The 12546-nt window shown below is 48.2% G+C and carries 12 protein-coding genes; 10 read left to right on the top strand and 2 right to left on the bottom strand.

Annotated features, from left to right (window positions below; all coding sequences use genetic code 11):
- The first annotated feature begins 16 nt into the window (after window positions 1–16).
- From KVT36_RS01645 to KVT36_RS01675, 7 genes are all read left to right on the top strand, one after another.
- A complete protein-coding gene (locus KVT36_RS01645) occupies window positions 17–1612 on the top strand; it encodes an ATP-dependent DNA ligase (protein ID WP_217601759.1) in 1596 nt (531 codons plus the stop codon).
- A gap of 28 nt (window positions 1613–1640) precedes the next feature.
- Window positions 1641–1844, top strand: coding sequence for a hypothetical protein (locus tag KVT36_RS01650; RefSeq protein ID WP_217601760.1), 204 nt, complete (start codon window positions 1641–1643; stop codon window positions 1842–1844).
- Window positions 1845–1943: 99 nt separating this feature from the next.
- Window positions 1944–2414: an Lrp/AsnC family transcriptional regulator gene (locus KVT36_RS01655; RefSeq protein WP_089917619.1), complete on the top strand. Its 471-nt coding sequence runs from the start codon at window positions 1944–1946 to the stop codon at window positions 2412–2414.
- Window positions 2415–2423: 9 nt separating this feature from the next.
- Window positions 2424–3287, top strand: a complete 864-nt coding sequence (locus KVT36_RS01660; RefSeq protein WP_217601761.1) for an AraC family transcriptional regulator — start codon at window positions 2424–2426, stop codon at window positions 3285–3287.
- Window positions 3288–3450: 163 nt separating this feature from the next.
- Window positions 3451–4308: an SMP-30/gluconolactonase/LRE family protein gene (locus KVT36_RS01665; RefSeq protein WP_217601762.1), complete on the top strand. Its 858-nt coding sequence runs from the start codon at window positions 3451–3453 to the stop codon at window positions 4306–4308.
- Window positions 4309–4362: 54 nt separating this feature from the next.
- Window positions 4363–4758, top strand: coding sequence for an ester cyclase (locus KVT36_RS01670; protein ID WP_217601763.1), 396 nt, complete (start codon window positions 4363–4365; stop codon window positions 4756–4758).
- Between the two features lie 29 nt (window positions 4759–4787).
- A complete protein-coding gene (locus KVT36_RS01675; RefSeq protein WP_217601764.1) occupies window positions 4788–5822 on the top strand; it encodes an LD-carboxypeptidase in 1035 nt (344 codons plus the stop codon).
- 85 nt (window positions 5823–5907) lie between these two features.
- On the opposite strand, the gene KVT36_RS01680 is transcribed toward KVT36_RS01675, so the two are convergent.
- Window positions 5908–7233 (bottom strand): NCS2 family permease, encoded by a 1326-nt coding sequence (locus KVT36_RS01680; RefSeq protein ID WP_217601765.1) that lies wholly within the window; start codon window positions 7231–7233, stop codon window positions 5908–5910.
- A 63-nt stretch (window positions 7234–7296) separates the two neighbouring features.
- On the opposite strand from KVT36_RS01680, the gene KVT36_RS01685 reads away from it, so the two are divergent.
- From KVT36_RS01685 to KVT36_RS01695, 3 genes are all read left to right on the top strand, one after another.
- Complete coding sequence (locus KVT36_RS01685) at window positions 7297–9750, top strand: ligase-associated DNA damage response DEXH box helicase (protein WP_217601766.1); 2454 nt, start codon at window positions 7297–7299, stop codon at window positions 9748–9750.
- Window positions 9751–9864: 114 nt separating this feature from the next.
- Window positions 9865–10521, top strand: a complete 657-nt coding sequence (gene pdeM / locus KVT36_RS01690) for a ligase-associated DNA damage response endonuclease PdeM (protein WP_217601767.1) — start codon at window positions 9865–9867, stop codon at window positions 10519–10521.
- A 13-nt stretch (window positions 10522–10534) separates the two neighbouring features.
- A complete protein-coding gene (locus tag KVT36_RS01695) occupies window positions 10535–11434 on the top strand; it encodes a histone deacetylase (protein ID WP_217601768.1) in 900 nt (299 codons plus the stop codon).
- A 297-nt stretch (window positions 11435–11731) separates the two neighbouring features.
- On the opposite strand, the gene KVT36_RS01700 is transcribed toward KVT36_RS01695, so the two are convergent.
- A complete protein-coding gene (locus KVT36_RS01700) occupies window positions 11732–12484 on the bottom strand; it encodes a LexA family transcriptional regulator (RefSeq protein ID WP_089917635.1) in 753 nt (250 codons plus the stop codon).
- Window positions 12485–12546: the final 62 nt, after the last annotated feature.

A 12546-nucleotide genomic window follows, 5' to 3' on the forward strand; every position in this document is an offset into this window, starting at 1 on the left:
CCTGACATCAAACAATATGCAACAATTCACCCAACTGGTAAAAATAGTAAGCAACAGCACCAAAACCAATGAGAAGCTGGAGGCGCTGCGGTTTTACTTTACCCATGCCGATGCCCGGGATAAACCCTGGGTGCTGGCCCTGTTCAGCGGCAGGCGCCCCAAACGCACCGTGAACAGTACCCAGTTGAAACAATGGTGCCTGCAAAAAGTAGATATACCGGAATGGCTGTTTGAAGAATGTTATCACTCCGTAGGCGACCTGGCAGAAACCATTGCTTTGCTGCTGCCGGATAGCGGACAACAGCTTTCCACCCATCCTTTACATTACTGGCTGGATGAGCTGGCCAAGCTGGAAAAAGCGCCTGAAGCGGAGAAACAGCAATTTATATTACAGGCCTGGCAGGAGCTGGATACTAATGAACGTTTTGTGTTTAACAAACTGATCACCGGCGGTTTTCGTATAGGCGTATCCCAGCAGATGATGGTAAATGCCCTGGCGCAAACTTACCAGATACCACCTGCTACCCTTTCCCACATGATCAGCGGTAACTGGGATCCGCGCCAAACCAGCCTGGAAGCGCTGCTGCAGGATACCGGCTCCGGTGCAGACGCTTCCAAACCCTACCCTTTTTACCTGGCCTATCCATTGGAAGAAGATCCTTCCGTGCTGGGGCAGCCGGAGGATTGGATAGCTGAATGGAAATGGGACGGCACCCGCGGGCAAATGATCAAACGCAGCGGGCAGCTGTTTGTATGGTCAAGAGGGGAAGAGCTGATCACGGAAAAATTCCCGGAATATACCCCCCTGCAAAATGCCCTGCCGGAAGGCACCGTAATAGACGGGGAAATACTCACCTATGCAGATAATTTCCCGCTGCCTTTCCAAACCCTGCAAACCCGTATTGGGCGCAAGAATGTAACCAACAAGCAGCTGCAGGAAGCACCGGTAGTGTTCCTCTCCTACGACCTGCTGGAATGGGAAGGCAGGGATATACGCGATAAACCTTTACAGGAGCGCCGTGTGTTGCTGGAGCAGCTGGTAGCGCAGGTGAATCACCCGACACTTCGTTTATCCCCCATGGTTACTTTTGATTCCTGGCAGCGCCTCATTGAATTCCGGCAGCAGGCCCGGGATATGGGCAGCGAAGGGCTGATGTTGAAAAAACGCAGCTCGCCCTACCAGGTAGGCCGCAAACGCGGCGACTGGTGGAAGTGGAAAATAGATCCCTTTACCATTGATGCGGTAATGATCTATGCACAAAAAGGCCATGGCCGCCGCGCAGACCTTTATTCAGATTATACCTTTGCCGTGAAGGACGGCGATAAGCTGATCCCCTTTACGAAAGCCTACTCCGGCCTTACGGACAAGGAAATGAACGAAGTGGATCACTGGGTGAAAAGACATTCACTTGAAAAATTTGGCCCTGTAAGAACCGTACAGCCGGAGCTGGTATTTGAAATAGCTTTTGAAGGCATTGCCGCCAGCAACCGCCACAAGTCCGGTGTGGCGCTGCGTTTTCCCCGCATTCACCGCTGGCGGAAAGATAAAACACCGGAGGAGATCAATACCCTGGCCGACCTGCAACAGTTGCTGCAGCAATACAAAGGATAACATTTGGATGGACCCTAAAACCCTATCTTTGTTAACATTATCTATCATCCCCTATGCAGAAATTAATGTCTATCCTGTGCCTGGCAGCCCTGTTAGTGTGGTTCCCTGCGCGCGCACAAAAAACACTTTCTCCCATTCTGCCGGTGTAACCTTTTATGGCGCCGATGATTATTTTTCCGCAGGTTTAATGTATGCGCCCCGTATCAATTTTCAGCCTGGCCATGGTATTTAATATCGGCAGCTGGGTACGCAAAAGATGATTTGCACTACCTGTTACAGATAATTTAGTATATTGTATGGGTTACTATTCTTAAACCCGTACAATATTCTAATGGAGCTACCGGATATAGCATTGGACGAAAAAGACCTGGGCATCCTGAAACTGCTGCAGGAAGATGCAAAAATGACCATCCGCGACATTGCATCGCGCATGAACCTTAGTACCACACCCGTTTATGAACGCATCCGCAAAATGGAGCAGGCAGGCGTTATACGACAGTATGCAGCCATTGTAGATCCGCGTAAGATCAATAAAGGGCTTACGGTGCTGTGTTACATTTCCCTGAAAGAACATGGTAAAAAAGCCGGTGGCAAATTTATTAAAGAAGTTACCGGTTTTACAGAAGTTACGGAGTGCCTGAACATTTCCGGGCAGTTTGATTTTATGCTGAAGGTACAGGTAAGGGATATGAATGCGTATTATGAGTTTAACGTGAATAAGCTGGGTGAGCTGGATAACATTGGCCACATGGAAAGCGTGTTTGTAATGTCTGTTATAAAGGCCACCCACAAAATTGTGTAACTTTGTACTATGCTTTCCCGGTTCCCTACTTTAGCAACAGAGAAAAATGATCATGTGCTGCAATCGGCCACCATGCCTTTTGCACGGTATAAGTTAGCCGCCACTGCCCATAAAGCCACTAATTTTATTACAGAACATACCCTGCTGTTTGTGATCCAGGGCCACAAGCTGCTGCATTTCGAAGATTTTACGCATACTGCCGAAGGCGGGCACCTGATGTTCATGAAACGCGGCATTTACACCATGTCCGAATATATACCGGAGGGCGTGGCGTATGAAGCGCTGCTATTGTTCTTTACAGATGATTTCCTGAAAAAATTCTTACATACCTATAACCTCACCACTGCACAGGCAGCGCCTACCCCTTCCCACCTCATTATTCCCACTACCGAGCTGCTGGATAGTTTTAAGATGCAGTTCCTGGATTATTTTGGTAAAACCGTGGAAGGGCTGGATACTATTTTACAGCTAAAGCTGCAGGAGCTATTATTGTTATTACTGGCCGGACCGCATAAACAACAGGTGCTGGCATTTTTACAAAGCATTGCTTTCGGGCAGCCGCTGGACATTGACTATATTGTAAGAACACATTTGTTCCAGCCACTTTCGGTAGAAGAGCTGGCGAAACTTTCCGGCCGCAGCCTGGCCTCCTTTAAGCGCGATTTTCAGCATAAATATAATTGCCCGCCAAAAAAATGGATCAATGAACAACGCCTGGCCCATGCACGTGTGCTGTTACAACATACAGACAAACAGGTGTCTGAAATAGCCATAGAGTGCGGGTTTGAGAACATTCCCCACTTTATCCGCATTTTTAAGCAGGAATACGGCACCACCCCCAATAGCGACAGAGCTAAAAAAGCAATTGTTTGAGCTTTTACCGTTACCGGCCATCAGCACTTTGCTAATACCTTTGCATTAAACAATTAAAAAAGCATTCCTCATCCTCCTGTAACCGGCAGCAGCAAGCATTTGCAGCTGATGGTGTTAAAGGAAGGTAACGGGCGCCTGCATCCAAAAACAAATCAAATTTTTTATGAAAACAGCATTCGCATTACTGGCTTGTACGGTACTGGCATTCCATGCCTTTGCCCAGGACGAAACCGGACTGGCCCACCCTGAAAGCCTGCACGCTGACGGTCATTTCCTGTATGCTACCAATATCGGCAAAGCCATGGAACCTACTGCTAAAGACGGAGATGGTTTTATCAGCAAGCTATCGCTGGATGGAAAGATGATCACCCCCAGCATTACTACAGAAAAATTAAATGCACCTAAAGGCACTGCTATTATTAAAGGCGTACTGTATGTAGCAGACCTGGACCGCATTGTAGGCATTAACCTGGCTACCGGTAAAAAAACAGCTGAGATAAGCCTGGCAAGCACTCACACCGCTTTTGCCAACGATCTTACAGTGAAAGACGAACACACCTTATTTGTCTCTTTAACAGATGTTGGTAAAATAGTGGAGGTAGATCTGAAAACAGGGAAGCTCACTGAAATAGCTGACCTGAAAGGCGCTAACGGTATTTGTTATGATAAAGCAGGCAAACGCCTGTATACCTGCAACTTCCTGTTTGATAACATACAGGGTGGCGAAATTGGCGTGATCAGCTGGCAACAGGACAAACCTATGTATGAAAAAATTGGCGATGTCCAGGGCGGATTTGATGGCCTGGAAATGATTGACGATCATACCCTGCTGGTTTCCGACTGGGGTGCGCTGGACCACCCGGCCGGCTTCCTGGAAAAAATTGACCTGCACAGCAAAACTGCTGTTAAGCTGGATTGGCCTGTGATAGCCGGTCCCGCCGATTTTTACCTGGATGTTAAAAATAAACGTGTATACGTTCCCGTTCTGCTGGAATCAAAAGTACTGGTACACACATTATAATTTCAGGTCCTGGCAGGTATTCAAGATCTGCCAGGGCTTTTAAAAAAAGAAAATATGCAAACACAACTGGAAAAGAATAAAGCGATTGTAACCCGTTTTAACAAAGCATTTATTGAGCAGGGCGACCTGCAGGCATTTGAAGAAATTGTAGCACCGGATTTTATTAACCATACCGCAGCCAGCGTAAACCAGCCCAGCGGACGGGAAGGTGTGAGCAATTTTATTATGAATGTACTGCGCGTAGCGGTAGCGGATATACGGGTAGAGATCTATGACCAGGTAGCAGAAGGCGATACCGTAGTAACCCGCAAAGCTATCATCGGCAAACAGGTAGGTGATTTTATGGGCAAACCCGCCACCGGGCAGCAGATCACCATGAACATTATAGACATCATCCGCCTGCGGAATGGGCAATATACTGAACACTGGTCTTTAAGGAATATTCAGTAAAAACGGCTAATAATTCCTACATTAACCCCATGAACCGCAAGTATTTCCTGTCCTCGTTGATCAGTACCGGTATAGGTATTCCTGCACTCAGTTATTTAGCACGTGCCGCCGCAGTATTTAAAGCGCCCGTTCCACCATTGATACCGCCTTATTTAAAACCAGGCGATACCATTAGCATTACCTGCCCGGCCGGTTACATTACTATGGAAGAGATACAACCGGCGGTACGCATTTTACAAAGCTGGGGTTTTAATATCCGTACCGGTACTACAGTAGGCAAACGTGATTTTACTTTTGGCGGTACAGATGCAGAACGCCTGCAGGACCTGCAAGCTATGCTGGACGCCACCGATATACAAGCTATTATGTGCGGGCGGGGCGGATACGGCTGCGCAAGGATCATAGATGCGCTGGACTTTACCAAATTCACTGAACATCCTAAATGGGTGATAGGCTTTAGTGATATTACGGTGCTGCATAGCCATATAAACCGCCACTACGGCATTGCCACACTGCATTCCAAAATGTGTAACAGTTTCCCGGATGATCTGAATGCTGCGGATAAAGAGGTACAGGACACCATCCTCTCTATTCGGCAGGCATTAACTGGAACAGCTATGCAGTATAACACAGCGGCAGATGCAAAGAACCGTACGGGCACAGGCAGCGGTATACTGGTGGGTGGTAACCTTTCTATGCTGCAAAGCATATCCGGTACTGATTCCGAAATAGATACCATTGGTAAAATATTGTTCCTGGAGGATGCAGGTGAATACCTCTATAGCCTGGACCGTATGCTGGGTAACCTGCACCGCTCCCATAAGCTGGATAACCTGGCAGGACTGATCATTGGCGGCTTTAACCGTATTAAACCGGACGATCCTGGTGAGGAATTTGGCAGAACCGTTTATGACATGGTGCTGGAAAAAGTGAAAGACTTTCCCTACCCGGTTTGTTTTAATTTCCCGGTGGGGCATCAAAGAAATAACTATGCCCTGAAATGCGGGGTAATGCACCGTTTGAGCGTGCAGCCGGGCGGTGTGGAGCTGAGGGAAATGAAATAACAATGTACTTATGTGCTAATATGCTAATGTGCTGGTGTATACGATAATGAACAAATACCAGCACAATAGCATATTAGCACACTAACTAATTAACGAACATTGCCACAATAAACAACACTGCCAGCACATACATAACCGAGCTAATGGCTTTATACTGCCCGGTTAATATTTTCAGCAGTACGTAAGACAGCATGCCAAATACAATCCCTTCTGCAATGCTGTAGCTATAAGGCATCATTACAATAGCCAGGAAAGCGGGGATAGCTTCCGTTACATCATTAAAATCTATTTTAGTTACAGCGCTCATCATTAACATGCCCACAATGATCAAAGCCGGTGCAGTAGCGGCCTGCGGTATCATGGCAAATATGGGTGCAAAAAATAAAGCCAGCAGGAACATTACGGCTACGGTAAGCGCCGTTAAGCCGGTACGCCCGCCTGCTGCAATACCACTGGCGCTTTCCACGTAAGCGGTTACTACGCTGGTGCCTAATAAACCTGCAGCAGTGGTGCCTACCGCATCTGCCAGCAATGCCTGTTTAGCGCGGGGCAGGCGGCCCTGGCTATCCAGCAAACCGGCTTTGTTACACAACCCTATTAAGGTGCCTACTGTATCAAACAGGTTCACCATCAGCAGTGTGAATAAGATCACTACCATATCCATGGTAAAAATGCGGTTGAACTCAAGCTTAAAAGCAATGGGCGCCAGGGACGGCGGCAGGCTTACCAGCCGGCCGTTTGTGGGGAAATGTGTTAAACCAAACGGAATGCCCGCTACGGTAGCTGCCAGTATACCTATCAATAAAGCGGCATTTACTTTACGGTACATCAGCACCGCACTTACTATCAATCCTGTTAAAGCAATGAATGGCCCTGCGCTGGTAATGTCGCCTATTTTCAGCACTACGCCTTCCAAACGCCCGTTGCCCGTATGGTGCATGCCGGTTTCAATAATGCCTGCATTGGCCATGCCTATTAAAGCTATCAGCAATCCAATCCCTACGGAGATAGCATGTTTCAGGTTTTCCGGTATGCTGTTAATAATAGCTTCGCGTATGCGGAACAGTGAGAGTGCAATAAAAATAAGCCCTTCCAGGAAAACGGCGGTCAGCGCAAACTGCCAGCTGTAGCCCATACCAGCCACAATGGTATAGGCAAAAAAAGCATTCAGACCCATACCGGGCGCTACACCTATAGGCAGTTTGGCGTACAAAGCCATTACCAGGGTACCAATGGCTGCTGACAATGCCGTAGCAGTGATCAGCGCCTGGAAATCCATACCGGTACCGGATAAGATGCCGGGATTCACCGCCAGTATATAGGCCATGGTGGAGAAGGTGGTAAGCCCGGCCAGGATCTCCTTTTTTACCGTGGTCTGGTGTGCAGCAAGCTGAAAAAACTTAGACAACATGCAGTAAAAATAGGGAAAAGTAACGCTTTACTTTTCTCATCTATTTATCCTAATTTCATAAATATGACTGCAGGATGGAAAGTGATCAACGACTGGCTGGCTGCCAAAGAACTAAAGCCCTTTACATTCCAGGAAGAAGCCTGGAAAGCTTACCAGCAGCGCAGATCAGGATTAGTGAATGCCCCTACCGGTTACGGTAAAACTTTTGCCCTGTTCCTGGGCGTGGTAATAGACTGGATTGACCATCACCCCAAAACCTACCAGCAAAAAACAAAAAACGGCGTACAAATGTTATGGATAACGCCTTTACGGGCGCTGGCCAAAGACATAGGGCGGGCTATGGAAGAAGTGCTGCAGGAGCTGAACATGCCCTGGCAGGTAGGTATTCGTAACGGTGATACGCCTACGGCTACACGGGCAAAGCAGAAAAAGCAGATGCCGGAGATCCTGATCATTACACCGGAAAGTATTCATGTGCTGATGGCGCAAAAAGAATATGCCGGTTTATTTTCCACGCTGCATACCGTGGTGGCCGATGAATGGCATGGGCTGCTGGGCAGCAAACGTGGCGTGATGGTAGAGCTGGGCCTGAGCCGCCTGAAAGGCATTGTGCGTAAGGCAGGCAAGCCACCCCTGAAGGTATGGGGCATTTCAGCTACCATTGGTAATTTACCGGAAGCAATGGAAGTGCTGCTGGGCCGCCCTGATCCGGATGCAGTGATCATCCGCGCACAGCTTAAAAAAGAAATTGCACTGGAAAGTGTGCTGCCGGATGAAATTGAGAAATATCCCTGGGCCGGGCACCTGGGCATACGTATGCTGCCCAAAGCATTGCCCATTATTATGGAAAGCCGCACCACGCTGATATTTACCAATACCCGCTCCCAATCTGAAATATGGTACCAGGAAATACTACGCCAATGCCCGGACCTGGCCGGCGCCATTGCATTACACCATGGCTCTATTGATATGGAGCTGCGCACCTGGGTAGAAGAATCGCTGCACAGCGGTGTGCTGAAAGCCGTGGTATGCACGGCCAGCCTGGACCTAGGCGTGGATTTCCGCCCGGTAGATACTGTGATCCAGGTGGGCAGCCCCGAAGGCGTAGCCCCTTTCCTGCCAAGGGCCGGCCGTAACGGTCACCAGCCGGGCGCCGTGAGCAAGATATTTTTCCTGCCCACGCACTCGCTTGAGCTGGTAGAAGCCGCTGCCCTGAAAGCCGCCATAGCAGAGGAGCTGGTAGAAAGCCGCATGCCCGTGATACTGGCTTATGATGTGCTGCTGCAATACCTGATGACCTTAGGCGTATCCGACGGTTTTTATGCAGATGAGATCTGGGAAGAGGTAACCGGTACTTTTTGTTACAGCCATATTACAAAAGAAGACTGGCAATGGATCCTTTCCTTCCTCACCACCGGCGGCGAGGCTTTACAGAGCTACGATGAGTTCCGCAAGCTGGAACGCGAAGGTGACCTCTACATTTGCCGCAGTCGCATGATAGCCATGCGCCACCGGCTGCATATAGGCGTAATTGTGAGCGATGCCATGCTGAAAGTAAAGTTTATGAGCGGCGGTTATATTGGCATGATAGAAGAATGGTTTATTGCCCGCCTTACACCAGGCGATACTTTCAGCATCAGCGGTTATATCCTGGAATTTGTGATGATCAAGGATATGACGGTGCTGGTGCGCAAGTCTAAAGCCAAACGGGCTATTGTGCCCAGCTGGGGCGGCGGCCGCATGCCCCTTTCCGCCAACCTGGGGGAAATATTACGCCGCACCTTTAACGAAGCGCTCTCCGGCGCCTCCCGGGAACCGGAGCTGCAAATACTGCAGCCCCTGTTTGATCTGCAGGAGCAATTATCCCACATCCCTTCCAGCAACCAACTGCTGATAGAAAAGATACAAACAGAAGACGGGTACCATCTTTTTGTATACCCTTTTGAAGGGCGCCTGGTGCATGAAGTAATGGCCGCCTTGCTGGCCTACCGCATCAGCCGCCTGCAGCCCATTACCTTTTCTATAGCCATGACAGATTATGGTTTTGAGCTGCTGAGCGATCAACCTTTACCGCTGGATGAAGGCAATGTACATGAGCTGTTCTCCCCCGAGAACCTGAGCCTTGACCTGCCGGCCAGCGTAAACTCAACGGAAATGGCCCGCCGCAAATTCCGCGATATTGCAGTAATAGCCGGGCTTGTGTTCCAGGGCTATCCCGGTAAACATAAGACCAGCCGGCACTTACAGTCTTCGTCATCTTTACTGTTCAATGTGTTCAAGGATTATGATGCGCATAACCTGCTGCTGCGGCAAGCTTTTAATGAAGCATTCTTTTACCAGATGGAAGAAGCCCGCCTGCGTGAAGCTATGGAGCGCATTTATAACAGCCATATTGTAATTACAGAACCTGTGCGGTTAACACCCTTCTGCTTCCCCATTAAGGTAGATAGCCTGCGGGAACAGCTGACAAGTGAAAAGCTGGAAGACCGGATAAAGAAGATGCTGAAACATGCATGAATTACGCTTAATGCTTAACGCTTAACGCTAAAGGCCCTTATTACCTTGAACAAAACGTAAACAGCGTTTAGCGTTAAGCGTTAAGCATTCAGCGTTAAGCATTATCTTCGCGTTGTGGAAGAAGTGGTATTTAATTTTCAACAACAAACATGGCATTTATCAGCCGGAAAAGCCCTGTACTGGCTGGAAGAAAAGGCGCTGATCCTTTCTGATCTGCACCTGGGTAAATCGGCGCATTTCCGCAAGGCCGGCATTGCTGTGCCGGCGGGGCTTATACAGGAAGACCTGTACCGTTTGCAGCAGCTCATTACCCATTACCACCCGGAAAAGATCATTGTAGTGGGCGACATGTTCCATAGCAGTGAGAATAATGATGTGCAGTACTTCCGCCTATGGCGGCAACAATTCCTACACATCCGGTTTGAGCTGGTAAAAGGCAACCATGATATACTGGCAGCCGACCTGTATGCCAGCCTGCATATAACCGTGCATGATACACTCACTTTGCAGAACATTCATTTCATACACGAACCCTGTGAATCAGAAGATGAGCATGGGCCCTATACTTTTTCCGGCCACCTGCACCCGGGTGTAGCCATTGCCGGTGGCGGGCGGCAGCGTTTACGCCTGCCCTGTTTTTATTTTGGGAAAAGCTGTGGTATACTCCCTGCTTTCGGGCGTTTTACCGGACTGGCTATGCTGGCGCCGGAAACGGATGAAGTAGTGTTTGCCATAGCAAATAACAGCATATTTAAAATAACGGTAGCATAATAGCCGGAACTGCATGCTTATAGCGTATGATCACATTTATGTACATCCTTTGCCGGAAGGCCACCGCTTTCCTATGGATAAGTATGAGCTTATTCCTTTACAGTTGTTAAGGGAAGGCGTGATCACACCTGCGCATATTTTTTCCCCTGCTCTGCTGGATGAAGCTACCATCCTGCTTACCCACGATGCCGCCTACTGGCATAAGCTCAAAGATCAAACTCTTAGCGACAGGGAACAACGCCGCATAGGTTTCACACAATCACCCGCACTTACCCTTCGCGAAATCACTATTTGCCAGGGCACTATTGATTGTGCGCTGCATGCTTTACAGCATGGCGTTGCACTCAATGTGGCCGGCGGCACCCATCATGCCTTTGCGGTCCGTGGCGAAGGTTTTTGCCTGCTGAATGATTTTGCTATTGCCGCCAACTATCTGCTACAGCAAAAAAAAATAAAACAAGCGCTCATCATTGACCTGGATGTACACCAGGGAAATGGCTCTGCTGCACTGTTTGCAGGTAAGGAAGAGGTATTCACCTTCAGCATGCACGGCGCCGGCAATTACCCTTTTCACAAAGAAGTTTCTGATTGGGATATTCCCCTGCAGGATGGTACAGATACCAGCACTTATTTACAATTGCTGGAAAACGCATTGCCAATACTCATTGACAGGGTGCAGCCGGACCTGGTATTTTATCTTTCCGGGGTAGATATACTGGAAACCGATAAATTCGGGAGATTGAAAGTAACACCGCAGGGCTGCCGCCAGCGGGATGAGCTGGTTTTTTCGTTCCTGCAACAACATGGTATTCCCTGTGCAGTGGCCATGGGCGGCGGTTACTCCACCAATATAAAGGATATTGTAAATGCCCACTGCAATACCTTCAGGGCTGCAGCGGAGATCTATGATTAATGTTGTTTAATTTCATAAAAAAGATGCCGCTCCGCTAGACAACGGACGGCATGATGGATCTCGGTTTTAGAATAACGGGGTAACAAAATGGGACTTATATTAATCAGCATCGTATATCATCCTATTTCATCTATAATCCTACTTCATCGTGCGTAAGCACTCATGGCTGCATTCTATCAGACCAACATAATCACACCTGGCCGCATTCTATCAGGCCAAAAGCTATATTATATCAGCATTGATACAGACCACTATACTTACAATCATTCATTACTTTACTGACATTATCAAACATCATTAATCTTTGATCTTTTTCTTCAACAGGCTTACCTGGTCCTGTAAATGGCTTACCATATCTGCCAGGTGATTTACGCTCAAGCGGCTTTGCTGGCCGGTTTTGCTGATCACGGCATCGGATTGCCAAAGCTCCAGCACATCTTCATAACCTACAGAATAAGGTTCAAACTGCGGGTTGTCAGACACCAGGGTGATCTTGCCTTTTGAACGGTTGCTCTTCAGCAAACGTTTATACACAATCCCTTCCCGGTTGGTAACCACCACATAAGTTTCATTGTTCTTAATATCATCCCAGCCATCTACCTTATGACACACAATCACGGAGCCGGATGGCGTAGGCAGCATGGAATCGCCGGCTATTTCAAAAGCACGGTAGTTACCGGCACCCAGCATTGGCAGCGTAAAGGTGTTCAGCTCTTCAATGAACTCATCATCATTATACCCTGCCAGGTAACCTGCGGCCGCCTTTACCGGTACAAACTCAACCTGCTGACGGCTATTCCCCAGCTTCTGCTGCCGGCGTTTTTCCAGGAAGTTCTCCTTCTGAGAACCAATGTCCCGCCGCAACAGGTCATCAATAGATACCCGGAACATATCGCTCACGAGCTCCAGCACCTCTGTGCGTGGTTCGGCCCGCTCTTCTTCATATGCTCCTAACAAGGAACGTTTAATTCCTAATTTATCAGCAAATTCCTGTTGGGTCCATCCCTTTTGCTTACGCAGGAATTTCAGATTTTGACACGCTATGGACATACCCCTAAATTATTTAGTACATTACTAACAAATTTAGCAATTAATTTTTATAATTACCAAAT

It is taken from the genome of Chitinophaga sp. GbtcB8 (assembly GCF_019091455.1).
Lineage (GTDB): Bacteria > Bacteroidota > Bacteroidia > Chitinophagales > Chitinophagaceae > Chitinophaga.

What these genes read in the sequence shown, in the direction of transcription:
- KVT36_RS01645 (WP_217601759.1), top strand. Translation starts at nt 17, where the DNA reads ATGCAACAATTCACCCAACTGGTAAAAATAGTAAGCAACAGCACCAAA.
- KVT36_RS01655 (WP_089917619.1), top strand. Translation starts at nt 1,944, where the DNA reads ATGGAGCTACCGGATATAGCATTGGACGAAAAAGACCTGGGCATCCTG.
- KVT36_RS01660 (WP_217601761.1), top strand. Translation starts at nt 2,424, where the DNA reads ATGCTTTCCCGGTTCCCTACTTTAGCAACAGAGAAAAATGATCATGTG.
- KVT36_RS01665 (WP_217601762.1), top strand. Translation starts at nt 3,451, where the DNA reads ATGAAAACAGCATTCGCATTACTGGCTTGTACGGTACTGGCATTCCAT.
- KVT36_RS01670 (WP_217601763.1), top strand. Translation starts at nt 4,363, where the DNA reads ATGCAAACACAACTGGAAAAGAATAAAGCGATTGTAACCCGTTTTAAC.
- KVT36_RS01675 (WP_217601764.1), top strand. Translation starts at nt 4,788, where the DNA reads ATGAACCGCAAGTATTTCCTGTCCTCGTTGATCAGTACCGGTATAGGT.
- KVT36_RS01680 (WP_217601765.1), bottom strand. Translation starts at nt 7,233, where the DNA reads ATGTTGTCTAAGTTTTTTCAGCTTGCTGCACACCAGACCACGGTAAAA.
- KVT36_RS01685 (WP_217601766.1), top strand. Translation starts at nt 7,297, where the DNA reads ATGACTGCAGGATGGAAAGTGATCAACGACTGGCTGGCTGCCAAAGAA.
- KVT36_RS01695 (WP_217601768.1), top strand. Translation starts at nt 10,535, where the DNA reads ATGCTTATAGCGTATGATCACATTTATGTACATCCTTTGCCGGAAGGC.
- KVT36_RS01700 (WP_089917635.1), bottom strand. Translation starts at nt 12,484, where the DNA reads ATGTCCATAGCGTGTCAAAATCTGAAATTCCTGCGTAAGCAAAAGGGA.